This window comes from Streptomyces sp. NPDC002276 (assembly GCF_053891435.1).
In genome coordinates, this window is record NZ_JBSFCQ010000007.1 from 248,032 (window position 1) to 270,792 (window position 22,761).

A 22,761-nucleotide genomic window follows, 5' to 3' on the forward strand; every position below is an offset into this window, starting at 1 on the left:
CCGTCCCTCAATGATCCCTCGCACTGCTTTCCCGGCTGAAGATGGGCCAGAAAAGCGAAAAACCCCTCGCGGGTGCGAGAGGTCTGCGCGCGGGTCGAGTGACGACGGTGATCGCCCGTACCTGGTCGTACGAGGCGGTCACTGCGGACCGGCGCGCCTGCTGCCAATAATCGTGGCGAACGAGAACACGGAGGCAGTCTGGCACAGCCCCCGCGCCTCGCTCATGTGCGTCTCAGGATGCGGTCGATCACTTCAGGTGACGGACGAGGACGTCGGTGGTGTCGTTGGCGTAGGTGCACTGGTAGACGATCCGGCGGCCGTCGTCACCGGCCGTCGGCTGAAAGGCGTTGCGGGGCTCCCAGGTCGGTCAGTTGAGGCGGTCGACGGAGACGTCGGAGACGCCGTTGATGTCGGCCGGGACGAGGTTGGTGGCCGGGGACGCGAGCGCGGCGGACCCGCCGTCGGCGTCGAGGTCGACGAGGTAGGCGGGGGCGTCGGCGCCCGGGGTCAGCTGTCGGACCGTGCCGGTGCGCAGGTCCTTGACGAAGATGTCGGCGACGCCGTCCGTGTCGCCGGGGACGAGGTTCGTCGCGCTCGAACTGAACGCCGCGTACCGGCCGTTGGCGCTCAGGCTCACGCCATAGCTGGCCCCGTCCGCCCTGGGTGCCGTCGGCCGTGGTGCTGAGGCGGTCGGTGCGTGGCCGTGGCTGACGCGTTCGGTGCGGCCGGCCCGTAGGTCGCGGAGGTAGACGTCGGCGACGCCGTCCGTGTCCCCCTTCGAGAGCGCGGCCGGGGTGACGAAGACGAGGTACCTGCCGTCCGCGCTGAACGCCGACCGGTCCACGATCGGTCCCTGCGCGACGCGCGCCGTACGGCCGGTGCGCAGATCGCGGACGAAGAGGTCGGCGACGCCGTTCCGGTCGCCCGGGACGAGGTTGGTCTCGGCCGAGGCGAACGCCACATAGCGGGCGCATGCGCTGATCCGTTGGAGGCGGGGCGCGTGCCGTGCCGAGAGTGCCGGGGCGGCGGCGCCCAGCGCGAGGAGCAGCGCGGCCCCTACGGAGATGCTTGAGGTGCGTGTGGGCCGTGTGGGCCGTGTGGGCATGAACATGGTTCCCCCGAAACCTTGTCTTCCCCCCCCGGTCCCGCACCGGGGACTCACCAGGATGCAAGCGCACCGGGCACCTCGGGTCAATGCGCTCGTCCGCGTACAACCCGGGCGCTTCCTCACGCGTCCGCGAGAAGCCCTTCCTCCACGAACTCCCTTACGTGGTCGAGGACTTGCGCCCGGTCCGTGCCGCGCAGGCCGATCGCCACGTGGATGGAGAAGCCGTCCAGGAGGGCACGGAGGCGGGCGGCGAAGCGGTCGGGGTCGACGCGGCGGAACTCGCCGCGCGAGATGCCCTCCGCGATCAGGGCGACGAGGTCGCGGTGCCAGACGCCCTCGATGGCGGCCTGCCGGTCGCGGGCCAGGGCATCGGTGGCAGCGCTCTGCGAGCGGTTCCAGACCTCAAGCCAGAGCGTCCAGTGCGGGTCGCGATGGCCGTCGGGGACGTACAAGTCGACGTAGGCGTCCAGGCGTTGGCGCGCGGAGGCCGTGCGGGTGAGCAGGCGTCCGCGCTCCGCGCCGAGCCTGCCCTCGCTCCACTCCAGGGTCTGGAGCAGCAGTTCGTCCTTGGAGTGGAAGTAGTAGAGGAGATGGCCGCTGCTCATGCCGACCTCGCGGCCGAGCGCCGCCATGGTGAGCTGTTCCAGCCCGTGTTCGGCGATCATGCGCATGGCTGCGGCGAGGACCTCCTCGCGCGGCGGCGCGTTCTTCCGCGCACCGGCCATCGTCCGACTCCCTCTCCCTCGGTCCTCAGACCTTCGGCTGATGCTGGGTGACGCAGTGGATGCCGCCACCGCCCGCGAAGATCGTACGGGCGTCCACCAACGTGACCGTCCGCTCGGGGAACAGGCCCCGGAAGATGCCGGCCGCGATCTCGTCGTGCGGGTCGTCGAAGGCGCAGAGCACGACCCCGCCGTTGCAGAGGTAGTGGTTGATGTAGGAGTAGTCGACCCAGTCGCCGTCCTCGTCCTTGAGGACGGTCGGCGCCGGGATCTCTACGACCTCCAACGGGCGCCCCTTCGCGTCGGTTTCGGCCCTCAGCAGCGCCAGGTACTCCTGGGAGCGGGCGTGGTCCGGGTGGGCCGGGTCGCGCTGGCTGTGGACCAGGACGGTGCCGGGCCGGGCGAAGGCCGCGACGATGTCGACGTGGCCCTGGGTGCCGTAGCGGCCGTAGTCGCCGGTGAGGCCGTGCGGGAGCCAGATCGCCTTTGTGGTGCCGAGGTTGGCATGGATCTCCGCCTCGACCTGCTCGCGCGTCCAGCCGGGGTTGCGGCCCTCGCCGAGCTGGACCGTCTCGGTGAGCAGGACCGTGCCCTCGCCGTCGACGTGGATCGCGCCGCCCTCGTTGACGAGGGTGCTGCTGAGCGCCGGGACTCCGGCCAGGTCGGCGACATGGCGGGCGATCTTGGAGTCGTGCTCCCAGCGGGCCCAGTCCTGGGCGCCCCAGCCGTTGAACGTCCAGTCCACGGCGGCCAGTTGAGAGCCGTCGGTGACGAATGTCGGGCCGATGTCCCGCATCCAGGCGTCGTCGAGGTCGCGCTCGACCAGGTCGACGTCCGGGCCGAGCAACTCGCGCGCCGACTCGCCCTGCCCCGGTCCGTGCACCATCGTCACCGGTTCGAAGCGGCGCACGGCACGGGCCACGGACGCCCACGCGGTACGGGCCTCCGCCAGTTCCCCGTCGGTGGCGAAGGTGGGGTTGGGTCCGGGCCAGGCCATCCAGGTGCGCTCGTGCGGGGCCCACTCGGGGGGCATGCGATAGGTCATGAGGAACTCCGGGGGGCCTAGAGGAAGTAGAGGCGGTTGAGGGAGACGGACTCGGCCGGTTCGGAGCGGAGCGGTTCGCCGTCCAGGGTGACCAGGCCGGTGCGCTGGTCGACGTCGACCGCTCCGGTACGGGAGTTGAGGCACAGGTCGGCGGGGCCGATGCCGCGCGTGCCGCGAACTGCCACCCGTCGGCGGCGAGTTGGCATCGCGTCGTTGCCCTGGTCCAGGGCCGCCTGTGCGACGAACGCCACGGAGATGTCGGCGGGCGTGCTGCCGTGCGCCCCGAACTGCGGTCCCAGGACCAGGGGTTCACAGGTGTCGGTCGCCGCGTTGGGGTCGCCGACCACGCCGTACGCCGGGAACCCGGACTTCAGCACCAACTGCGGTTTCGCGCCGAAGTACTCGGGCCGCCACAGCACGATGTCGGCGAGCTTGCCGACCTCCAGCGACCCCACCTCGTGCGAAAGCCCGTGCGCGATCGCGGGGTTGATGGTCAGCTTGGCGATGTAGCGCAGGACGCGTTCGTTGTCATGGTGCTCAGGGGCGCCGAGTTCGGCCTTCATCTTCCCGGCCATCGCGAACGTACGGCGGACCGTCTCCCCCGCCCGGCCCATGCCCTGTGCGTCGGACGAGGTGATGCCGATCGCGCCCAGGTCGTGCAGCACGTCCTCGGCGCCCATCGTCCCGGCGCGGATGCGGTCGCGGGCCATCGCCGCGTCGCCGGGCAGGTCGGTCTTCAGGTCGTGGACGGAGACGATCATGCCGTAGTGCTCGGCGACCGCGTCCCGGCCGAAGGGGAGGGTGGGGTTGGTGGAGGAGCCGATGACGTTCGGAACTCCGGCCATTTTCAGGACGTTCGGCACGTGTCCGCCGCCGCAGCCCTCGATGTGGAAGGCGTGGATGGTGCGCCCTTCGAGCACGCGCAGGGTGTCCTCGACGGACAGGCACTCGTTCAATCCGTCGCTGTGCAGGGCGACTTGGACGTCGTACTCCTCGGCGACCCGCAACGCGGTGTCCAGCGCGCGGGTGTGGGCGCCCATGTCCTCGTGCACCTTGAAGCCGCTGACCCCGCCCTCGGCGAGCGCCTCGATCAGCGGGGCCGCGTCGGAGGACGAACCCCGGCCCAGGAAGCCGATGTTGACCGGCCAGGCGTCGAAGGCGTTGAAGGCGTGGCGCAGCGCCCAGGGCGAGTTGACGCCGACGCCCCACACCGGGCCGAACTCCTGCCCGATGATCGTGGTGACCCCGGAGGCGAGGGAGGCCTCCATGATGCGCGGCGAGAGCAGGTGCACATGGGTGTCGATGGCCCCGGCGGTGGCGATGAGTCCCTCGCCGGAGACGATGGACGTACCCGTGCCGACGACGACATCGACCCCGTCGAGGGTGTCGGGGTTACCGGCCCGCCCTATCGAGCAGATGCGCCCTTCCCGGATCCCGATGGACACCTTCCGGACGCCCTGCACGGCGTCGATCACGACGACATTGCTGACGACCACATCGCAGGTCTCGCGCACGGCGGCGGCCTTGAGGTGGAGTCCGTCGCGGGCGGTCTTGCCGAAGCCGGCGAGGAACTCGTCGCCGTAGCGCTGCGAGTCGGACTCCACGCGGACGGTCAGGCCCGAGTCGCCGAGGCGGACGCGGTCGCCGGCGCGGGGGCCGTGGGTGGCGGCGTACTCGTACGGGTTCACAGCTCAACTCCCAGGTAGCCGCAGGCGGTTGCCCGGCGCAGGGCCTCTTCCTTCGCGCCCGGCGCGTCCAGCGGGCCGTCGACGAGGCCCGCGAAACCGATGGCGATCCGCTCGCCGCCGATCGGCAGCAGACCGACCTCGGCGCTCTCGCCGGGGCCGAAACGGACGGACGATCCGGCGGGGACGGCGAGCCGCATGCCGTAGGCCTCGGCGCGCGGGAAGTCGAGGCGCGGGTTGGCCTCGAAGAAGTGGAAGTGGGAGGTCACGGAGACGGGGACGGTCGCGGTGTTGGTGACGGTGAGCCGGACGACCGCCTCGGGCTCGGCGTGCGCGGGGCCGGGGAGGAGCGCGCCCGGGGCGCGGTCCGCGAGTCCGCCCCCGCCGATGGGGTCGGAGACGATCGCGAGCCGGGAACCGTCGTCGAAGACGGCCTCGACGTGGACCTCGGTGACGACGTCCGCGACGCCCGGCAGGACGTCGTCGGGCCCCAGGACCGACCGGGCGCGCTCGATCGCGAGAGCGAGCCTGACACCGTCCCGGGCGGCCTCGCACACCGTGTCCGCGATGAGCGCGGTGGCCTCCGGCACGTTGAGCCGCAGGCCGCGCGCCTTGCGGGCGCGGGCCAGCTCGGCGGCGCCGAAGAGCAGGAGGCGGTCGCGTTCGGTGGGGGTGAGCCGCATGAGGATCCATCCCTTCGTTTAGAGCAGCACTCTAAACTCGGGGAGTGGAAAAAGGAAACAAGTCGAACAAGTCCGTTTGAAGTGGTTCGATGTCTTCGCTGTCAGCTTGTGCGGTGCTCTAGATGTCCCAGCCCCGGCAGGAACTCGCTCGCCCCGAACGCCGGCCTCAGGTCGGTGAACCACGTCGCGGTCTCGTCGTAGGCCGCGAAGAACGGGCGCTCGACCAGGGACGGGTCGCGGGCCTGGATCAGGTGGAGGACGAAGACCTTCTCGCCGGCCACCTCCGCGATGCCGTCGACGCAGACCTTGCCGGGCATCGCCGACATGACCGGGCCGCGGACCGTGCGGGCGAGGCCGGAGACCCGGGCGTAGGCGTCGCGGAAGATCTGGTGGCCGCGGGCCAGCGGAACGCCGAAATAGCCCTGGGGGCCGGTGTCACGCTCCACGAACTGGTAGTACGGCACCGCGCCGAGCGTGGTCGTCTCGTCCCACAGTTCGGCCCAGGCCTCGGCGCTGTCGTTGATGCCGGCCACCAGCGGGCCCTGGCAGCGGATGACTGCGCCCGTGCCGCGTACCCGGCGCATCGCCTCCCGGACGACCGGTGGGCGCAGTTCCTGCGGGTGGGTGAAGTGGGCCATCAACGCCAGGTGACGACCACTCGCCACCACCTTCTCGAAGAGGCGCAGCAGGTCGTCGGCGTCGCGGTCGGTCGTGAAGCGGTAGGGCCAGAACGCGAGGGACTTGGTGCCGATGCGGATCGAGCGGATCGTGTCGATGTCGAGGAGCGGGTCGACGTAGCGGCTCAGCACCTCGGTGCTCATGACCAGCGGGTCGCCGCCCGTGATGAGGGTGCTGGTGACCTCGGGGTGGGCGCGGAGGTAGGCGGTGGTGGTCGCGATGTCGTCGGTGGCGATGCGGAGTTCGGACTCGCCGACGAACTGGGGCCAGCGGAAGCAGTACGTGCAGTAGGCGTGGCAGGTCTGGCCCTGACGCGGGAAGACCAGCACGGTTTCCGGGTACTTGTGCTGGAGGCCTTCGAGCCGCTCACCCTCGTGCACGGGCACGTTGGCGTCGAGCTGGCCCGAGGGGTGCGGGTTCAGCTTCATCCGGATCTCGTGGGCCGCGCGCAGGACTTCGGCCTTCGGCGCCTCCTGGGAGAGCAGGTCGGCCATCTGCTTGAGGTCTGGTTCGGGCAACATCCCGGCCTGCGGGAACGTCAGCCGGAAGATCGGATCGTCCGGTACCGCCGACCAGTCGATCAGCTCGTCGACGACGTAGCTGTTCGTACGGAAGGGCAGAACGGAGGAGACGGCGCGGAGGGCGAGCCGTTCGGTGGCCGACAGGGAGACGCGTTTCAGCAGTCCGTCCAGGTCGCGGGGCGTGAAGGCGCGGAAGCGAGGGCTCACTTCGAGAGCCGGGTGGTGCGCTGGACTCATTGGTGCGAAAGCCCTCTATTCCGTGCTGTGCAACGCTGCGTGGCGTGACGCCATGGCCGGTGTGCCACGAAGAGCAGACCTGCCGCCGAGGCAATCATGGGCGCTGCCAACGGCACGTAGGTAGGACTGGTGACGGCGACCAGGGCGAGACAGACCAGGGTGGGGACGGACAGATAGGCCGCCACAGACAGGGCCTTGAGGAACCAGTCGCCGAGGAGGGCACGCGCTTCCGCGCGGATGTCTGCATGGGGAGGTGCCTGTGAGTTCATCTATTGCCGGGGCCCTCTATTCCGTGACCAGGACCGTAGGCGGCCGTAGTTCCACGAAGGCCGCCGCCTGCGCATCGTACTTCTGCGTGAAGTGGTGGGTGAGCCGCCCGTGCAGCTCGCTGCGGTCGTCGACCACCATGACCTCGTACGCCTCGCCCGGGCCCAGCACCCCACTGTGGGCGGAGAGTTGGTCGAGGCGGCGGCGGGCCAGGTAGGTGACGAGGTCGGGGGCCTCGACATACAGGCGGTCGTCGACGTAGACGAAGCGGCAGCTGAACTCCCGCCGTCCGTCGGCCGCGTCGACCAGCGTCACCGGGAGGTGGGTGAAGCGGTCCATCGGTCTGCCCTGCTGCCACAGCTCGTCGAAGCGCTGCTCGACGAACGTGCCGAGCGGGGAGCGGACCGCGACCTCCAACTGGACGCCCTCGCCCGAGAGTCGGCCGACGGTGAGGAAGGAGACGAGACAGCGCTCGTCCCAGCGGTAGAGGGTGACGCCGGGGGAGGTCGAACAGAGCCGTACCTCCAGCAGGCTCCTGGAGTGCTCGTCGAGGCGCTGTGCGAACCGGTCCAGGGTGCGCAGGTTGCGCATGATGTCGCGGCGGATGTCGGCGCTCTGCTCGCCGAGTTCGCGCCCGCGCAGGATCACCGCGAGGGAGTCGGGGTCCAGCAGCAGGATCTGCACCCGGGCGCCGTGCGCGGTGGCCGAGCGGACACCGCGGAAGAGGCGCTCGGAGAACTGCGGGCCGAACAGGTTGGAGAAGGTGTCGAGGACCTTCACGTTGGACGTGGAGCCGTACACCTGCGCGGCGAACCACTCGTAGTCGAGCCGGGTGTGTTCGCGGACCCGGCCCTCCTGGGCGCGGGCGATCAGCGGGCCGATCACGAAGACGGTGATGACGACGCCGGCGATGTCGGTGCCCAGGTTGAGGGCGAGGTTCTCGCCGTAGTTGTCCATGCGCTTGGCGAACCACAGCAACAGGCCCGCGCAGCCGGCGAGCAGGACGAGCACCGTGAGGCTCTGCGGGCGGCGCGGAGTGCGTAACGCGCGCAGCAGCCAGCGCAGTCGCGGTATCGGCCCACCACTCACCGCGTTCCCTCCCCCGTGTTCCCGTGTCCCGCGGAATCAGTGGATACCCGCACGGGGGAGGCGATACGCGTCGAACCGGTGTCCGGCCGCCGGGCTCAGCCCAGGGGGTGCATCCAGCCGTGCTTGTCGACCGAGTCACCGCGCTGGATGTCGAGGAGGGCGCCGCGCAGCCGCAGGGTGACCTCGCCGGGCTCGCCGCCCGACTGCGTCCACTCCGCGCCGGTGCGCTTGACCGTGCCGACCGGGGTGATGACCGCGGCCGTACCGCAGGCGAAGACCTCGGTCAGCGTGCCGTTCTCGGAGTCGCGCTGCCACTGGTCGATGGAGATACGGCCCTCTTCCGGCTCGTAGCCGAGGTCGCGGGCGAGGGTGAGGAGGGAGTCGCGGGTGACGCCCTCCAGGATCGAGCCGGTGAGGGTGGGGGTGACGATCCTGTTGCCGTACACGAAGTACAGGTTCATGCCGCCGAGTTCCTCGACCCACGTGCGCTCGACCGCGTCGAGGTAGCAGACCTGGGCGCAGCCCTGTTCGGCGGCCTCGGCCTGGGCGAGGAGGGACGCGGCGTAGTTGCCGCCGGTCTTGGCGTCGCCCATGCCGCCGGGGACGGCGCGGACGTGGTCCTCGGAGACCCAGATGGAGACGGGCTTCACACCGCCGGGGAAGTAGGCGCCGGCCGGGGAGGCGATGACCAGGAAGAGGTACTCGTTGGCGGGCTTCACGCCCAGGCCGACCTCGGTCGCGATCATGAACGGGCGGAGGTACAGGGACTCCTCGCCGCCGTGCGCGGGGACCCAGTCGCGGTCCTGCTGGACCAGCACGTCACAGGCCTCGATGAACGTCTCGACCGGCAGCTCGGGCATGCCGAGGCGGCGGGCGGAGGTCTGGAAGCGGCGGGCGTTCTTCTCGGGGCGGAAGGTGGCGACGGAGCCGTCGGCCTGCCGGTAGGCCTTGAGGCCCTCGAAGATCTCCTGCGCGTAGTGCAGGGTCATGTTCGCGGGGTCGAGGGAGAGCGGACCGTACGGCACGAGCTGGCCGTCGTGCCAGCCGCGGCCCTCGGTCCACTTGATCGTCACCATGTGATCGGTGAAGTGGCGGCCGAACCCGGGGTTCGCCAGAATCGCGTCGCGCTCGGCGGCGGAAAGTGGCGAGGCCGAGGGCTTGAGCTCGATCGTGGGCGTCGTCATCAGTGGTTGTCCTTCACCGGTTGTGTGTGACGGGCCGCGCTCACGCCCTCGACTGCCAGTGGCCAGTGTTAGGACGTCCGAGCATTGCCTCATTCCGCGGCTCCGCGTTCGATTATCGCGCGTGGTGGACCGTGGACGAAAACGGCGTGAATGCGACCCAGGGATGATGGTGGCACCCGGCGGGGACGTAAGAAAAGCCGCCGGGTGCGGTTGCGACCCGGCGGCTTCGAAATACTGCGTGAGTTTTTCGAGTGGCGGCGGGGTCAGCCGGCTACTCGTACGGCGAGCGCGTCGCCGATCTCGGTGGTGCTGCGCGCGGGCTTGCCGGTGCGCTCCGCGAGGTCGGCGGAGACGGCCTCCTCGATGCGCACGGCCTCGGACTCGTAGCCGAGGTGGCGCAGCAGGAGGGCGACGGACAGGACCGTGGCGGTGGGGTCGGCCTTGCCCTGGCCCGCGATGTCCGGGGCCGAGCCGTGCACGGGCTCGAACATCGAGGGGAACTCGCCGGACGGGTTGATGTTCCCGCTCGCGGCGACGCCGATGCCGCCGGAGACGGCCGCGGCGAGGTCGGTGATGATGTCGCCGAAGAGGTTGTCGGTGACGATCACGTCGAAGCGGGCCGGGTCGGTGACGAGGTAGATCGTCGCCGCGTCGACGTGGATGTAGTCGGTGGTGACCTCGGGGAACTCGGCCGCGACCTTGTTGAAGACGTTCGTCCACAGGTGGCCCGCGAAGGTCAGCACGTTGTTCTTGTGGACCAGCGTGAGCTTCTTGCGCGGACGGGCCTGGGCGCGGGCGAAGGCGTCCCGGACGACCCGCTCGACACCGAAGGCCGTGTTGACGGAGACCTCGGTGGCGACCTCATGCTCGGTGCCCTTGCGGATCGTGCCGCCGTTTCCGGTGTACGGCCCTTCCGTACCCTCACGGACCACGACGAAGTCGATCTCCGGCTCACCGGCGAGCGGGGTCGCCACACCGGGGAGCAGCTTGGAGGGCCGCAGGTTGACGTGGTGGTCGAAGGCGAAGCGGAGCTTCAGCAGGAACCCGCGCTCCAGCACCCCGGACGGAACACTCGGGTCACCGATCGCACCCAGCAGGATCGCGTCGTGCGGCTTCAGCGCGGCGAGGTCGTCCTCGGTGAGGGTCTCACCGGTGGCGTGGTAGCGCCGGGCGCCGAAGTCGAACTCCTTGGTCTCCAGCTTCACATCCTGCGGAAGGACGGCGGAGAGGACTTTGAGACCTTCGGCCACGACTTCCTGACCGATGCCGTCACCGGGGATCACTGCGAGATCGATGCTGCGAGACATGCCCGACACCGTACTCCGCGTCCCATGGGATGACACCGGGTGTCCATGATGCGGACGCGCCTCGGGGTGCGGTGTCGGCCGTTCGACCGGAGTTCACCCCATTGCCGGGAGGGCGTTGGAGTTCTAGGGGAACTTCATCGACATGGAGACACCTGACGTCGGCATCCCGGAGCACCTCGCGGTCCGGATGAGCATGGCCGAGCAGTACGAGTACCTGCGCACGAAGCTGACCCGGCGCCGCACGCTGGTGACGGCGGGCGCGGTGGCGGCGGGCGGGTTGCTGGCGGGGTGCGCCGGCAAGAGCGGCAGCACGGACAGCAAGGCCACGCTCCCCTCCCCCGCCACCTCGAAGGTGCCGGGCGCCGTCGTCACCCCCTTCGGCCGCCATCTCGCCTTCGGCGCCGACCCGAAGACGGAGCTGCGGGTCTCCTGGCAGGTGCCGTTCGCCGTCAAGAAGCCGTACGTACGCGTGGGGTTGAAGCCCGACGACCTCAGCCGCCGCATCACCGCCGAGGTGCGCGCCCTGCACACCCCCGGCCTGACCGGCGTCCGCCCGGCGGTCGAGCAGTACTACGTCCACGCGGCCCTGAACGGCCTCCGCCCCGGCACGACGTACTACTACGGCGTCGGCCACGAGGGCTTCGACCCGGCCGCCCCGGCCCACCGCTCGACGATCGGCTCGTTCCGTACGGCGCCGGGGAGCCCGGAGAAGTTCGTGTTCACGGCCTTCGGCGACCAGGGCGTGAGCAACGCGGCAGCCGCCAACGACCATGTGATCCTGCGCGAGAACCCCGCCTTCCACCTCCACGCCGGTGACATCTGCTACGCGGACACCAACGGGCAGGGCAAGAAGACGGACGGCTACGACCCGACGTACTGGGACCTCTTCCTCAAGCAGAACGAGGGTGTCTCCCGGACCGTCCCGTGGATGGTGACGACCGGCAACCACGACATGGAGGCCTGGTACTCCCCCGACGGCTACGGCGGCCAACTCGCCCGCTGGTCCCTCCCGGAGAACGGCTTCGACCCGTCGCACGCGCCGGGCGTGTACTCCTTCGTCTACGGCAACGTCGGCGTCGTAGCTCTCGACGCGAACGACGTGTCGTACGAGATCACCGCCAACCTCGGCTACACCGGCGGAAAGCAGACGAAGTGGCTGGACCGCAGGCTGCGTGAGCTGCGGGCGACGAAGGGGGTCGACTTCCTCGTCGTCTTCTTCCACCACTGCGCCTACTCGACCTCCGCGCACGCCTCGGACGGCGGGGTACGGAGCGAGTGGCTGCCGGTGTTCGCGAGGCACCAGGTGGACCTGGTGATCAACGGGCACAACCACGTCTACGAGCGGACCGACGCGATCAAGAACGGCGCGGTCGGCAGGGCGGTACCCATCGGCGCGTCCACGGATCCGACCAAGGACGGGATCGTCTACGTCACTGCGGGCGGCGGCGGCCGGGATCTGTACGGGTTCCCGGCGGGCGTCAAGGAGAGCTACGAGGGGCACGTCACGCGGCACGGGACGGTCGACACCATGCAGTGGGCGAAGGGCCAGCACAGCCAGGCGGAGACGGTGGAGTGGTCGCGGGTGCGCTACCGGGGCTTCTCCCTCCTCTCGGTGGAGGCGGAGAGCGGCAGCACGCCGAGGCTCAAGGTGTCGGCGCTGGACCAGAACGGCAAGCGCATCGACCACTTCGAGGTGCGGCGCGGTCGCTGAGACCGCGCCGCACCCCGTGCGGGCGCGGCTCCCGGCTAGTGGGTGTTACTGCTGCTCAGTGGCCGGTCTCGCCGCCGTTGTCGCGGCGGTCGAGGGCGCGCTGGAGGGCGGCGGCGGCGTTCTTGCGCTCGGACTCGCTGGTGCGGGTCACGTGGCGGACGCGGCGGCGGACGGTCGTCTCGGCCATGGGGAACCGACTCCTTCGATAATTCCTGAAGTACTGAAGGGGGTTACGAGACGCCGGAGGAGGCGGGGAGCCACGGACCACAGGGGTTGCCTGCACGCTGTCCGGCTCACGACCGCCATTCGCTTGGTCTAGCGAGACGTTCGGCTCCTACAAAGCTAGGACAGGACCGCACATCTGTCTCCACAATTACTCGGACTTCCTACTATCTGAGACGGTGAAACGAGTCACGTGGCGTTGACCTGCGGTTTCGTTCCAGGGGCCGCTAGAGCACATCCCCGTCACGCCAGTCGAAGAGGAGATCGGCGTCGAGGTCGAGCGGCCCGGCGAGCGCGGGGCGGACGTAGGTGCTGTCCTCCTCCTCGGGGAGATGGACGATGCCGTCCGGGCCGAGGGCGGAGATCTTGCCGCCCCACAGCCGCCAGCCGCGCGCGGTGTAGAGGCGGGCGCCGTCGTCGCTCGCGCCGAGCAGACCGACGTCGTAGGCGTGGTCGACGATCCGCTCCAGTTCGGCCATGATCCGGCCGCCGTGCCCCCGGCGGCGGGCGTCGGGCCGTACGCCGACCCCCTCCACGTACCCGACCCGCAGCCAGCGCCCGCGATACCGCACCCGGCGCATGACGACCGAGCCGTGCGCGACGAGCCCGTCCTCGTCGGCGAGCAGGGCGTGCATGCCACCGAGGCCGTGCTCGAAGTCCTGGTCGGTGAGGTCACCGGCGAAGGCGGCGTCCAGCAGCGCGCGGGCGGCGCGGAGATCGGCCGGGGTGAGGTCGGCCGTGTGGGCGGTGCGCATACGGATGGTCACGGGGTCAGTATCGGAGACACGGGCTCACGACGTGCCGTCATCGCCGCATCGCTGTCATGAACGCGCTGACGTCACGCGTGCGTTGCTGTCATGAACGCGTTGACGTCATGAGCGCGTCTCTCTCAGCACCGCTTCGCGGAATCCGTGCGGGTCCTCGACCCACGGGAGGTGTCCGGCGCCCGCGAGGGTCACCCGCCGTACCCGGGGCAGCGCCCGTTCCAGCGAGTCGACGGCCGAGCGAGGGCGGATGTCCCGCTCCCCGTCGACGATGAGCACGGGGAGGTCGAGGGCCTCGCAGGCGGTGTACAGGGCGGGGGTGCCCGCGGTCTGCCTCGCCTCGGCGTTCAGGGCTTTGTTGCAGGGCGAGTTGATGGGGAACCAGGGGTCGGCCATCCGCTCCGCGTGCTCGACGGCCCGCTTCCGGTCCACGAACTCGGCGGACCACTGGAGCACGGCGCGTTCACGGCTGTCGCCGGGCAACTGCCGCCAGCGGGCGAGTCGTTGGGGGTCCTCGCCGAGGCGGGCGAGGAGGTTCGCCTCGTAGGCGCCGTGCCAGTCGGCGTCCGGGCCGATGCCGGTGCCGCTGACGTAGACGAGCGCGGCGACCCGGTCCGGGTGGGCGAGGGCGTAGTGCAGGGCGAGCGAGGCGCCCCAGGAGTGGCCGAGCAGCACCGGCCGTTCCAGCGCGAAGTGCCGTCGTACGGCGTCGAGATCGGCCACGAACCGTTCGGTGGTCCACGGACCCGCGCACGGCTCGGACCGCCCGCAGCCGCGCTGGTCCCAACGGACCACCGTGGTGCGGGAGTCGAGCATCCCGGCCACGTCCTCGGACATGTCCCAGAGTCCGGGTCCGCCGTGGCACAGCACCAGGGGTGGGGTGTTGGGCGTGCCACGGCCGGACCGGGAGGCCCACAGCCGTACTCCGTCGTCCGCCGTAACCGCCTTGTCCTGCATGGGGGTTGGGGTCATGACGGGGAGTCTGTCGGTTGCGGGCCGCCTGTGGGTCAGCCCATGTGCGGGTACGTGTAGTCCGTCGGTGCGACCAGGGTCTCCTTGATGGCGCGGGTCAACGTCCAGCGGGTCAGGTTCTGCGGGGCGCCGGCCTTGTCGTTGGTGCCGGAGGAACGGCCGCCGCCGAAGGGCTGTTGGCCGACGACCGCGCCGGTGGACTTGTCGTTGATGTAGAAGTTGCCGGCCGCGTAGCGGAGCTTCTCCATCGTGTACGCCGCCGCCGCGCGGTCGCCCGCGATGACCGAGCCCGTCAGCGCGTAGTCCGAGACGGACTCCATCTGGGTCAGCATCTCGTCGTAGGCGTCGTCCTCGTAGACGTGGACCGCGAGGAACGGGCCGAAGTACTCGGTCGTGAACACCTCGTTGGCCGGGTCACTGCACTCCACGACCGTCGGGCGGACGAAGTAGCCGACCGAGTCGTCGTACGAACCGCCCGCGACGATCGTGCAGTTGGGGTCTGCCTTCGCGCGGTCGATGGCCGCCTTGTTCTTGGCGAACGCGCGCTCGTCGATCACCGCGCCGATGAAGTTCGACAGGTCGGTGACGTCACCCATCGTCAAGTGGTCGACCTCGGCGGCGAATTCCTCCTTGAAACCGGAGTTCCAGATCGACGCCGGGATGTACGCCCGGGAACTCGCGGAGCACTTCTGGCCCTGGTACTCGAAGGAGCCCCGGGTCAGCGCCGTCTTCAACACGGCGCGGTCCGCGCTCGGGTGGGCGACGACGAAGTCCTTGCCGCCGGTCTCGCCGACGAGGCGCGGGTAGGTGCGGTACTTCTCGATGTTGGTGCCGACCGTCTTCCACAGGTACTGGAAGGTCTTGGTGGACCCGGTGAAGTGGATGGCGGCGAGGTCGCGGTGCTCAAGGGCGACCTTCGACACCTCGATGCCGTCGCCGGTGACGAGGTTGATGACGCCCTTGGGGAGCCCCGCCTCCTCCAGCAACTGCATGAGGAGGACGGCGGAGTGGGTCTGGGTCGGCGACGGCTTCCAGACCACGACGTTGCCCATGAGGGCGGGCGCGGTCGGCAAGTTGCCCGCGATCGCCGTGAAGTTGAACGGCGTGATCGCGTAGACGAAGCCTTCGAGCGGGCGGTGGTCGAGGCGGTTCCAGACGCCCGGGGAGTTCGCCGGGGGCTGCTCGGCGAGGAGGTCGCGGGCGTACTTGACGTTGAAGCGCCAGAAGTCGACGAGTTCGCAGGGACAGTCGATCTCGGCCTGCTGGGCGGTCTTGGACTGACCGAGCATGGTGGAGGCGGCGAGGGTCTCGCGCCACGGGCCGGAGAGGAGTTCCGCCGCCCGCAGGATGATCGCGGCGCGGTCGTCGAAGGACATCGCGCGCCAGGCGGGCGCGGCGGCGAGGGCCGCGTCGATCGCGTCCTGGGCGTCGTCCTGGGTGGCGTTGGCGTAAGTGCCCAGCCGTGCCTTGTGGTTGTGCGGCTGTACGACGTCGACGCGTTCGCCGCCGCCCATCCGCCGCTCGCCACCGATGGTCATCGGCAGGTCGATCGGGTTCTCGGCCAGCTCCTTGAGCTTGACCTCAAGACGGGCGCGCTCGGGAGAGCCGGGCGCGTAGCCGTGCACCGGCTCGTTGACGGGGGTGGGGACCTGGGTCACAGCGTCCATGGGATCCGTAACTCCTTGTACGTGAGCGGGTGTTGGGGTCAGCCCTTGGTGAGGGTCGAGCGGGCGAAGAAGAGGAGGTTCGCCGGCTTCTCCGCCAGCCTGCGCATGAAGTAGCCGAACCAGTCCGTGCCGTAGGCCGTGTAGACACGCATGCGGTGGCCCTCGGCGGCGAGCCGCAGATGCTCGTCGCTGCGGATGCCGTAGAGCATCTGGAACTCGTACTCGTCGAGCTTGCGGCCCGCGCGGCGGGCGAGTTCCTGGGCGATGGAGATGAGGCGCGGGTCGTGGGAGCCGATCATCGGGTAGCCGGAACCCTCCATCAGGATGCGCAGGATCCGGACGTACGCCTTGTCGATCTCGTGTTTCTGCTGGTAGGCGACCTCGGCGGGCTCCTTGTAGGCGCCCTTCACGAGCCGGACGCGGCTGCCGGCCTCGGCGAGGCGGCGGGCGTCGGACTCGGTGCGGAAGAGGTAGGCCTGGATGACGCAGCCGGTCTGCGGGAAGTCCTTCCGCAGCTCCTCGTGGATCGCGAACATCGAGTCGAGGGTGGTGTGGTCCTCGGCGTCGAGCGTGACGGTCGTACCGATGGCGGCGGCGGCCTCTACGACGGGCCGGACGTTGGCGAGGGCGAGCTCGTGACCGCCGTCCAGCGCCTGCCCGAACATGGACAGCTTGATGGACATCTCGGCCCGGGTGCCCAGCTCCAACTCCTTGAGCCGGTCGACGAGTTGGAGATAGGCGTCGCGGGCGGCGGCGGCCTGCTCGGGGGTGGTGATGTCCTCGCCGACGACGTCCATCGTCAGCTCCAGGCCCTTGGCGGTGAGGTCCTGGACGATCGGCACGATCTCGTCCACGGTCTCGCCGGGGATGAAGCGGTCGACGACCTGCTTGGTCACCGGCGCCGCCGAGATCAGCCGACGCATCTGTTCGCTGCGCGAGGCGGCGAGAATCACGGGACCCAGCACGGGGGTACCTCCAAGCAGTCGGACATACGGGCAACCACCGTGAAACCTAGGGTTGTCTCCGATCGTCGACCATCGACAGCTGTCACGCATCCGTGCCGCAGATCTCAGACAGATGTATGAAGGCGGCACGGATTCGGCACGGTAATGCGGGAGAATGCCCGGGTGACAACCGATTCCACCGGCGACTACCAGGAACTGGTCGACGAGATCTCGGAACTCCTCGGCGCCCCCGCGACCCTGGAGAACCGCGACTTCGAGCTGATCGCCTTCGGGGCCTACGACGGTGAGGGCGACCTGGACCCGTCCGCGCTGGACCCGGTCCGCACCCGCTCGATCCTGACCCGGCGCTCCACGGCGGCGATCCGCACCTGGTTCGAGGGCTTCGGCATCACCCGGGCGACCGGGCCGGTCCGCATCCCGCCCACCCCCGAGGCGGGTGTCTACCGGGGCCGTATCTGCCTCCCGGTACGCCATCGGGGCGTGGTCCTCGGCTACGTCTGGCTCCTGGACGACGACGATCCGGGCCCTGCCGCTCCACAACTGGACGCGGCCATGGAGGTGACGACCCGGATCGGCGCGCTGCTCGCGGACGAGGCGCAGGCGGGCGCCGACCTGACGCGTGAGTTGCGCGCTGTGCTCACCGCCGAGCGCGGCTGGCAGCGGGACATGGCGGTGGCCGCCCTCCGCACCGCCCTCGGCGCACGCGGCGACGGCCCGCACACGATGGTCTGCGTCGCCCCCTGGCCGTCGACCGCCGACCCGGACGACGCCCCGTCAGCCCGTACGGTGCCGCACGCGACGGCGCTGTGCACGGTTCCGTGGGGGGCCGCGGAGCAGCAGTGCCTGGCGGTGCTGGTACGGCTGCGGTCGACGTCCACGTCCACGTCAACGTCCACGTCCACGGATGTCCGGGGCCCGGCGGAAGCGGCTGCCGCCCGCCTGCTGAAGGACGGGCCTTCGCCCGACGCCTCCGGGGTCGGGCAGCCCCATGCTTCAGGTGGCGGGCAGCCCCGGGCCGCCGGTATCGGGCAGCCCCGCGCCGGACTCGCCGACCTCGGCACAACCTGGCAGGAGGCCACGGCGGCGGCCCGCGCCGCCCTCGCGGAACCCCGCTTCGCCCCGGTGGCCGACTGGTCCCGCATCGGCCCGTACCGCCTGCTGACCTCCCTCACCCCGGAGTCCACCCACGACCCCGCCGTAGCACCGCTCCTCTCCCCCACACACCACGAACTCGCCCGCACCGCCGAGGTGTACCTCGACCACGCGGGCCAAGCGGGGCGCACGGCAGCCGAGTTGGGCATCCACCGCCAGACCCTCTACTACCGCCTGTCACGGGTGGAACAACTGACGGGTCTCGACCTTGACGACGGGGAGGACCGGCTGTTGCTGCACATGGCGCTCAAGTCGGCCCGCCTGTAAGGGATTTGCGTGACGCGGGTCACATCGGCCCCATGTCACGAACCGCGGGGCAGCTTGCGTCTGGTGGTCGTTCGCACGGCGGGAACGACCGACACGAAAGAGGCAGCAGAGCGATGAACGCGACAGCAGTGCAGCAGCACGAGGTCCTGGTCCTGGGCGCCGGTTACGCCGGGCTCTCCGCAGCGATCCAGCTCGCGGCCCGCACCAGGAAGCGTGGTGACCTGCGAGTGACGCTGGTCAACCCGTACGACACCTTCACCGAGCGGCTCCGACTGCACATGACCGCCACCGGCCAGGACACGGCCGAGATGAACATCCCGGAACTGTTGGACGGCACCGGGGCCGACTTCGTCCGCGGCTGGGTCACCGCCGTCGACACCGAGGCGAAGACCGTCCGGATCGACGACGACCGGGTCCTGCGCTACGACACCTTGGTCTACGGCTTGGGCAGCGTCGCGGACACCGTCGCCGTTCCCGGAGTGGACGACCACGCTCATACCCTCAACAGCCCGGAGGACGCCGCCATCCTTGCCGACCGGCTGACCCGGCTCGCCGGTGGGACCGTCGTGGTCGGCGGCAGCGGACTCACCGGTGTCGAGGCCGCCGCGGAGATCGCCGAGCGGCACCCGGAGCTCCAGGTGGTGCTGCTGGGCCGGGAGGAGCCGGGCGCGAGCCTGCACCCGAAGGCCAAGGCCTACCTGGACACGGCGCTCGCCCGGCGCGGCGTGCGGGTACGCGGCGGCGTCGAGGTGGTCAAGGTGCTGCCGGACAGCGTCGAACTCGCGGACGGCTCCAGCATCCTGGCGGCCGCGGTGCTGTGGACCAGCGGCACCCGTGTCTCGCCGCTGGCCGCCGCCGCGGGCCTGACCGTCGACGAGCGCGGCCGGGTGGTCACCGACAGCGCGCTGCGCTCGGTCTCCCACCCGGACGTCTACGCCGTGGGCGACGCGGCGGCGATCCGTCAGGGCTACGGCGTGATGCACGGGACCTGCCAGGGCGGTATGCCCACCGGGGTGCACGCGGCTCTCTCGATCCTGCGGGTGCTGGCCGGCAAGAAGCCCAAGCCCTTCCGCTTCGGCTACTACCACACACCCGTCAGCCTGGGCCGGAACGACGCCGTCGTACAGTTCACCCACCCCGACGACAGCCCGCGCCGGATCGTGCTGACCGGCAAGCGGGCCGCGAAATACAAGGAGACGGTCACCGCCGCACCGTGGCCGACCTTCGCCCGCATGAAGAAGATGCCCGCCTCGGGCGCCTTCTGGCCGCACGGTGGCCGCTACACCCGGATTCGGAGCGCCAAGTGACCCAGCCGCAGGAGACTGGCCGCGACCAGCTCGCCTTCCAGCAGTACCGCACCCTGCTCTTCTCCGTCGCCTACCGCATCCTCGGCTCGGCCGCCGACGCCGAGGACGTGGTCCAGGACGCCTGGCTCAAGTGGTCGGCGGCCGACCGTTCCCAGGTCGCCGACCCCAAGGCCTACCTGACCCGGATCGTCTCCAACCTGGCGATGGAGCGGCTGCGTTCGACCCGCCACCAGCGCGAGACCTACGTCGGGCCCTGGCTCCCCGAGCCGATCCTCACCGGCCCGGACACCGCCGACGGCGTCGCCACGGCGGACTCGGTCTCCATGGCCCTGCTGGTCGTCCTGGAGACGCTGAGCCCCCTGGAACGCGCGGTCTTCGTGTTGAAGGAGGTCTTCGCCTTCAGCTACGTGGAGATCGCGGACGCGGTGGAACGCTCGGAGCCGGCGGTCCGGCAGGCCGCGCACCGCGCCCGCGAACACGTGCAGGCCCGCCGGCCCCGTTTCACCGCGGACCGCGCCCGCCAACGCGACGTCACCGAGCGTTTCTTCGCGGCGGCGACGGGCGGCGACATCAACACCCTCATGGAGTTGCTCTCCCCGGACGTGACGCTGTGGACCGATGGCGGCGGCAAGGTCCGCCAAGCCCTCAAGCCGGTCATCGGCCTGGAGACCGTGGCCCGTTGGTTCGCCGCGCTCGGCACCGTGACCTACCAGGGCGTCGAGCCCGGGCAGATGCGGGCGGAGCTCACCTCGATCAACGGCGGCCCGGGCGTGGTCTTCCGCGGCCCGGACCGCGTGATCGCCACGCTGACCTTCGACTTCGACCCGGAGGGCCGCATCTCGACCATCCACAACGTGGCCAACCCCGACAAACTCCACGCCGTCGCCGACGGCACTCGGCACGAACTCCCCTGAGCCGCCCGATCGTTATCGACGCCCGCCGCAATCCCCGTGAGCGCACGGGCCCGCTGCCCCGGCACGGGCCCGGCCCAGGGGGAAGCGGATGCGGCGGGCTGTGTCCGTTCGCGATCGACTTCTACTGATCGGCTTGCCTGCCTTGCCCGTTGCCAGCCCGTTGCCACCGCACGCCCGACAGTCCTGACCGCCGCCGAGCGGCATCGGTTGAAGAAGGCGGCCTGGGGCCACAAGACCGAGCACCGGGTCAGCAGACGCGCCCGACGTAGTAGGCGCCCTGGATCTTGCGGGCGGAGCCCAGCCAGGTCGTGCCGGGCCTGACGCATGCCTCGTGGTCGCGTGCCCGGGCGACGCGGACCTTGAGCCCCACGATCGCCGCGCCGGCCGATGCGGTTGCTCGAACTCCGCGCCCTTCACCCGGGGAATCGATTTGTCGTTCCATCCATCGGGTGATCCTCATCCGTCACCGGTGTCCCGGGCTCGGGCTCCGGGCCCCGGACCCCGGGAACAGCCCGCTGAGCCGGGGAAGACGCCGCTTCGCCTGCTCGTCGTCGCTCGCGTCCCACCGCTCACCGGCCGGGTCCACCGACTCGGGATCCTCGCCGCCCAGCGCCTCGAAAACCGCGTAGAAATCTTCCTCGGTCCTCCCCGTCACCTGGACGAACGCCTGCCCGGCGACATAGTCGAGCTCCTCCCAGTCGAGCCACTCCTCCTCGTCCCAGTCCTCCTCGTCCCGGCCCACGAGCCGCCGTACGTCCGGCAGTTCGGCCAGGGAATCCGGGTCGCGAACCACTCGCTCGAACGACTCCCGGCCCAATCCGACCAGCCAGAGCCGGAAGTAGAAGAAGCTGTCGTCGGAGCACCAGCCCATGATCCGGTCCGCCGCGGCCCACAGGTCCCACGTCCCCGAAGGAAGCAACACGCGGTCCAGACATGTCTGGAACCCCAGGATCTCCGGTTCGGGCCCGCCCGCCACTCGCTCGCACAACCACGCCGCCCGCTCGTCCGGGTCCGGCGTCCGCTGCCGACAGTTCTCGATCAGGGTCCAGAAGGTGTCATCGTCCATGGCCCCACTGTGGCAGGCGACACTGACATCGCCCTCCGGGTGGGCAGGGGCGTAGAAGTGTGACACTCGGCGGCCCGAGTGTCACATTTCCACGGAGAGGGTCATGAGTGGGAGGCGTCCGCGGCCTTCACGTTCGCCACGAAGGAGGAGAAGGCCCCGGCCGGGAGAGCAAGAACCGGACCGCCAGGGTTCTTCGAGTCGCGGACGGGGACCACACCACGCGACGGGACGAGGTTCGTGGCGACCTCGACGCAGGCGCCGCCGTTGTCGCTGTAGGAGGACGTGAACCACTGCGGGGCTTCGGTCGTCACGGGGTGCCCTTTCTCAACTGACTGATCATGGCCACGGATTCGGCCTGCGAGCAGGCCTGGGCCTGTAGTTGATGGTAGGCCGTGAGGATGGGCAGTACGAACGCGCTTTCCCGTTCCAGATGACCCCGATGCGCGGACTCGGCGTACGACACGAGTGAACGGTCCGGCAGCGTCAGCACATAGACCGGCAGGTTGAACGGCCGCCGCTCCCCCATCGCGAACGGCGCGACCTGAAGCACGGTGTTCGGCAGCTCGGCGAACTCAAGCAGGCGCTCCAACTGGCCGTTCATGACGGCGGGTTCACCGACGGGCCGCCGCAGACAGCTCTCGTCCAGCACGACGAAGACCAACGGCGCGGGTGTCCTGACGAGCGTGGCCTGCCGTTCGGCGACGAGCGTGACGCGTTCCTCGGCCTGGTCGTCGTTGATGGCTCCGCGTTTGACGGCGCCCTGTGCGAGTACAGCCGCGTAGTCCGGGGTCTGGAGCAGACCGGGGACGACACCGACCTCGTACAGCCGGATCTCCGCCGCCTGCGCCTCGTGGTCGATGAACTGCGGGAATCCTTCGAGGAGTCCGGCGTGCCGCACCTTGCGCCAGGCGCGTTCGAACATGTCTCCGGTGCCCAGCACCGCGTCGGCGCTGCGCGCGAGACGCGAGGTAGGAAGTTTGCGCCCGACTTCGACCGACGAGATGTGCGTACTGGAGTACCCCATCTCCTCGGCCAACTTCTCCTGCGTCCAGCCGCGTTCCTCCCGTGCCCTGCGCAAACGTGCGCCGAACGCTGCCTGAGGTGAGCTGTCGGGATCCAATTCCCTTCGGTTCAAGGGACTTTCACCAACCTTTCGTTCCCGTCCGACAAGTTGAATGGTTCCCCGCCGACGGCCACGCTGAACTCCCTTAGTAGTGGAAGCACTACG

Annotated in this window: 22 protein-coding genes; 4 read left to right on the plus strand and 18 right to left on the minus strand. The window is 70.0% G+C overall.

Translation table 11 applies throughout. The annotated features are described in order from the left end of the window. Positions 1-367 precede the first annotated feature (367 nt). From ACWIHT_RS20225 to ACWIHT_RS20265, 9 genes are all read right to left on the minus strand, one after another. Positions 368-1,105, minus strand: a complete 738-nt coding sequence (locus tag ACWIHT_RS20225; RefSeq protein ID WP_456169489.1) for a TolB family protein — start codon at positions 1,103-1,105, stop codon at positions 368-370. A gap of 122 nt (positions 1,106-1,227) precedes the next feature. Then, entirely contained in the window at positions 1,228-1,833 is a 606-nt protein-coding gene (locus ACWIHT_RS20230; protein WP_456169490.1) for a TetR/AcrR family transcriptional regulator, read from the minus strand. 25 nt (positions 1,834-1,858) lie between these two features. Beyond that, positions 1,859-2,875: an agmatine deiminase family protein gene (locus tag ACWIHT_RS20235; RefSeq protein WP_456169491.1), complete on the minus strand. Its 1,017-nt coding sequence runs from the start codon at positions 2,873-2,875 to the stop codon at positions 1,859-1,861. Between the two features lie 17 nt (positions 2,876-2,892). Continuing rightward, complete coding sequence (locus ACWIHT_RS20240; RefSeq protein ID WP_456169492.1) at positions 2,893-4,563, minus strand: urease subunit alpha; 1,671 nt, start codon at positions 4,561-4,563, stop codon at positions 2,893-2,895. Beyond that, the gene (ureA, locus tag ACWIHT_RS20245; RefSeq protein ID WP_456169493.1) at positions 4,560-5,243 is read right to left on the minus strand and encodes an urease subunit gamma; all 684 of its coding nucleotides are present in this window, start codon (positions 5,241-5,243) and stop codon (positions 4,560-4,562) included. Before ureA ends, ACWIHT_RS20240 begins: the two co-directional genes overlap by 4 nt. 101 nt (positions 5,244-5,344) lie before the next feature. Next, positions 5,345-6,649 carry a KamA family radical SAM protein gene (locus ACWIHT_RS20250; protein ID WP_456169494.1) on the minus strand — a complete coding sequence of 435 codons (1,305 nt, stop codon included), beginning with the start codon at positions 6,647-6,649 and terminating at the stop codon, positions 5,345-5,347. Positions 6,650-6,964: 315 nt separating this feature from the next. Beyond that, complete coding sequence (locus ACWIHT_RS20255; protein WP_456169496.1) at positions 6,965-8,035, minus strand: hypothetical protein; 1,071 nt, start codon at positions 8,033-8,035, stop codon at positions 6,965-6,967. Positions 8,036-8,130: 95 nt separating this feature from the next. After that, a complete protein-coding gene (locus tag ACWIHT_RS20260) occupies positions 8,131-9,219 on the minus strand; it encodes a branched-chain amino acid aminotransferase (RefSeq protein WP_456169497.1) in 1,089 nt (362 codons plus the stop codon). Positions 9,220-9,482: 263 nt separating this feature from the next. Then, the gene (locus ACWIHT_RS20265) at positions 9,483-10,526 is read right to left on the minus strand and encodes a 3-isopropylmalate dehydrogenase (RefSeq protein ID WP_403978952.1); all 1,044 of its coding nucleotides are present in this window, start codon (positions 10,524-10,526) and stop codon (positions 9,483-9,485) included. A 142-nt stretch (positions 10,527-10,668) separates the two neighbouring features. Between ACWIHT_RS20265 and ACWIHT_RS20270 the strand changes: the two genes are divergently transcribed. After that, complete coding sequence (locus ACWIHT_RS20270) at positions 10,669-12,237, plus strand: purple acid phosphatase family protein (protein ID WP_456169498.1); 1,569 nt, start codon at positions 10,669-10,671, stop codon at positions 12,235-12,237. 55 nt (positions 12,238-12,292) lie between these two features. Here ACWIHT_RS20270 and ACWIHT_RS20275 read toward each other — a convergent pair whose 3' ends face one another. The 5 genes from ACWIHT_RS20275 to ACWIHT_RS20295 all read right to left on the minus strand — a co-directional run bounded on the left by ACWIHT_RS20275 (position 12,293) and on the right by ACWIHT_RS20295 (position 16,827). Next, positions 12,293-12,424, minus strand: coding sequence for a hypothetical protein (locus tag ACWIHT_RS20275; RefSeq protein ID WP_019068673.1), 132 nt, complete (start codon positions 12,422-12,424; stop codon positions 12,293-12,295). A 262-nt stretch (positions 12,425-12,686) separates the two neighbouring features. Beyond that, a complete protein-coding gene (locus ACWIHT_RS20280) occupies positions 12,687-13,226 on the minus strand; it encodes a GNAT family N-acetyltransferase (protein ID WP_456169500.1) in 540 nt (179 codons plus the stop codon). A gap of 105 nt (positions 13,227-13,331) precedes the next feature. Further along, entirely contained in the window at positions 13,332-14,180 is an 849-nt protein-coding gene (locus ACWIHT_RS20285; RefSeq protein ID WP_456169653.1) for an alpha/beta fold hydrolase, read from the minus strand. Positions 14,181-14,230: 50 nt separating this feature from the next. Then, complete coding sequence (gene pruA, locus ACWIHT_RS20290) at positions 14,231-15,862, minus strand: L-glutamate gamma-semialdehyde dehydrogenase (protein ID WP_456169501.1); 1,632 nt, start codon at positions 15,860-15,862, stop codon at positions 14,231-14,233. 38 nt (positions 15,863-15,900) lie between these two features. Further along, entirely contained in the window at positions 15,901-16,827 is a 927-nt protein-coding gene (locus ACWIHT_RS20295) for a proline dehydrogenase family protein (protein WP_456169502.1), read from the minus strand. Positions 16,828-16,971: 144 nt separating this feature from the next. Here ACWIHT_RS20295 and ACWIHT_RS20300 point away from each other — a divergent pair, with 144 nt between their 5' ends. The 3 genes from ACWIHT_RS20300 (at position 16,972) to ACWIHT_RS20310 (ending at position 20,467) form a co-directional block, all read left to right on the plus strand. Next, positions 16,972-18,246 carry a PucR family transcriptional regulator gene (locus ACWIHT_RS20300; RefSeq protein ID WP_456169503.1) on the plus strand — a complete coding sequence of 425 codons (1,275 nt, stop codon included), beginning with the start codon at positions 16,972-16,974 and terminating at the stop codon, positions 18,244-18,246. A 113-nt stretch (positions 18,247-18,359) separates the two neighbouring features. Then, positions 18,360-19,553 (plus strand): NAD(P)/FAD-dependent oxidoreductase, encoded by a 1,194-nt coding sequence (locus ACWIHT_RS20305; protein WP_456169504.1) that lies wholly within the window; start codon positions 18,360-18,362, stop codon positions 19,551-19,553. Continuing rightward, entirely contained in the window at positions 19,550-20,467 is a 918-nt protein-coding gene (locus ACWIHT_RS20310; protein ID WP_456169506.1) for an RNA polymerase sigma-70 factor, read from the plus strand. The genes ACWIHT_RS20305 and ACWIHT_RS20310 overlap by 4 nt, the downstream gene beginning before the upstream one ends. A gap of 247 nt (positions 20,468-20,714) precedes the next feature. Here ACWIHT_RS20310 and ACWIHT_RS20315 read toward each other — a convergent pair whose 3' ends face one another. The 4 genes from ACWIHT_RS20315 to ACWIHT_RS20330 all read right to left on the minus strand — a co-directional run bounded on the left by ACWIHT_RS20315 (position 20,715) and on the right by ACWIHT_RS20330 (position 22,668). Continuing rightward, positions 20,715-20,909 (minus strand): DUF6355 family natural product biosynthesis protein, encoded by a 195-nt coding sequence (locus ACWIHT_RS20315; protein ID WP_456169507.1) that lies wholly within the window; start codon positions 20,907-20,909, stop codon positions 20,715-20,717. A 21-nt stretch (positions 20,910-20,930) separates the two neighbouring features. Then, positions 20,931-21,533, minus strand: coding sequence for a DUF4240 domain-containing protein (locus tag ACWIHT_RS20320; RefSeq protein ID WP_456169508.1), 603 nt, complete (start codon positions 21,531-21,533; stop codon positions 20,931-20,933). A 101-nt stretch (positions 21,534-21,634) separates the two neighbouring features. Continuing rightward, positions 21,635-21,844: a DUF397 domain-containing protein gene (locus tag ACWIHT_RS20325; RefSeq protein ID WP_456169509.1), complete on the minus strand. Its 210-nt coding sequence runs from the start codon at positions 21,842-21,844 to the stop codon at positions 21,635-21,637. Beyond that, on the minus strand, positions 21,841-22,668 hold the full coding sequence (locus ACWIHT_RS20330; RefSeq protein WP_456169510.1) for a helix-turn-helix domain-containing protein: 828 nt from the start codon (positions 22,666-22,668) through the stop codon (positions 21,841-21,843). The genes ACWIHT_RS20325 and ACWIHT_RS20330 overlap by 4 nt, the downstream gene beginning before the upstream one ends. Positions 22,669-22,761: the final 93 nt, after the last annotated feature.